The sequence below is a fragment of the uncultured Amaricoccus sp. genome (assembly GCF_937858865.1).
GTDB lineage: Bacteria > Pseudomonadota > Alphaproteobacteria > Rhodobacterales > Rhodobacteraceae > Amaricoccus.
The window spans coordinates 1-1,399 of record NZ_CALLYO010000203.1 but is presented as its reverse complement, the minus strand read 5'-3'; the positions used below and the strand labels follow the sequence as shown (position 1 = coordinate 1,399).

Below are 1,399 nucleotides of genomic sequence, written 5' to 3'. Positions count from 1 at the left end.
CGGGATCGAGGTTCGCCCAGGCGAGCCCGGCCAAGGCGCCGAGGATGAGGAGCAGCGAATACTCGGAGACGAACGCCCAGACCCGATGCATGCCTCGCCCCCCTGCGCATGAAGCGGCAGTTAGGCCGTCCGTTCCGCGCCGGTCAAGCGCAAACGGCCGGCTGCCGCATTGTCTCGGCGGCCGGGATCGGGCAGAGCTTGCAGCAGTCCCTGGGGGAGAGCCGGCGTCCATGCAGACCTTTTCCGTCATCGAGCTCCGCGTCGGGACGGCGCTGCCGTTCGGGCCGCGGGGTCAGCCGAGCGCCATCGACAAGCAGCCGCTCGCCGGGCCGGCGATGGCCGGGACGACCGGGATCGAGGGCGACGCGCAGGGCGACCCGCGCCACCACGGCGGGCCGGACAAGGCGATCCACGCCTATGCCGCGGCGCATTATCCGCTCTGGCGGCGCGAGTTCCCCGAGGTCGCCGACCGCTTCCGCCCGGGCGGCTTCGGCGAGAACCTGGTGGTCGCCGGCGTCACCGAGGCGGAGGTCTGCCTCGGCGACCGCTTCCGGCTCGGCGGCGCGCTGCTCGAGCTCAGCCAGGGCCGGCAGCCCTGCTGGAAGCTGAACCTGCGCTTCGGCCGGCCCGACATGGCGCGGCTGGTGCAGGAGACCGGCCGCTCCGGCTGGTACTTCCGCGTGCTGGAGCCGGGGCCGGTGGCGGCGGGGCAGGAGGCGCGGCTCGCGGCGCGGCCCAATCCCGGCTGGAGCCTCGCCCGCGTCTCGCGGCTCCTCTACCATGACCGGATGAACCGGGCCGATCTCCTCGCCTTCGCCGCGCTGCCGGGGCTGACGCCCTCCTGGCGCCGGCTCGCCGACGCCCGGCTGGCGAGCGGGCGGACCGAAGACTGGTCCTCGCGCGTCGACACCCCGGCCTGAGGCATGCCCATGACAGAAGAGCCCGCCCCGCTGCCCCTCGTCGTCTCGATCCAGAGCCAGGTCGCCTTCGGCCACGTCGGCAATTCCGCCGCCGCGACGCCGATGCGCGCCTGCGGGGTGGAGGTGGTCGAGGTGCCGACGACGCTGCTCTCGAACCATCCGCACTATCCGACCATGCGCGGGCGGCTGCTCGAGCCGGAGCTCGTCGCCGACCTGCTCGCCGGGCTCGTCGAGCGCGGCGTGCACGCGCGGGCGGCGGTGATCCTCTCGGGCTTCCTCGGCCAGGCCGGCACGGCCGAGGCGGTCGCGGATTTCGTCCGCGCCGCGCGGGCGGCGAATCCGGGCGTCACCTATGCCTGCGACCCGGTGATGGGCGACGCCGACATCGGCTTCTTCGCCGGCGAGCCGCTGCGGGCGGCCTTCGCCGCGACGCTGGTGCCGCTCGCCGACCTGATCCTGCCCAACGCCTTCGAGCTCTC

At 74.2% G+C, this 1,399-nt stretch carries 1 protein-coding gene and 1 pseudogene; both read left to right on the top strand.

Features of this window, described 5'->3' with window-relative positions; translation table 11 throughout:
* Nucleotides 1-230 precede the first annotated feature (230 nt).
* Complete coding sequence (locus Q0112_RS05585; protein ID WP_297972580.1) at nt 231-920, top strand: MOSC domain-containing protein; 690 nt, start codon at nt 231-233, stop codon at nt 918-920.
* Between the two features lie 9 nt (nt 921-929).
* Nucleotides 930-1,399, top strand: a pseudogene (locus Q0112_RS05580) (bifunctional hydroxymethylpyrimidine kinase/phosphomethylpyrimidine kinase); the annotation flags it as partial.

Excerpts from the sequence above, each read along its gene's own strand:
- Q0112_RS05585 (WP_297972580.1), top strand. The coding sequence starts at position 231 with ATGCAGACCTTTTCCGTCATCGAGCTCCGCGTCGGGACGGCGCTGCCG.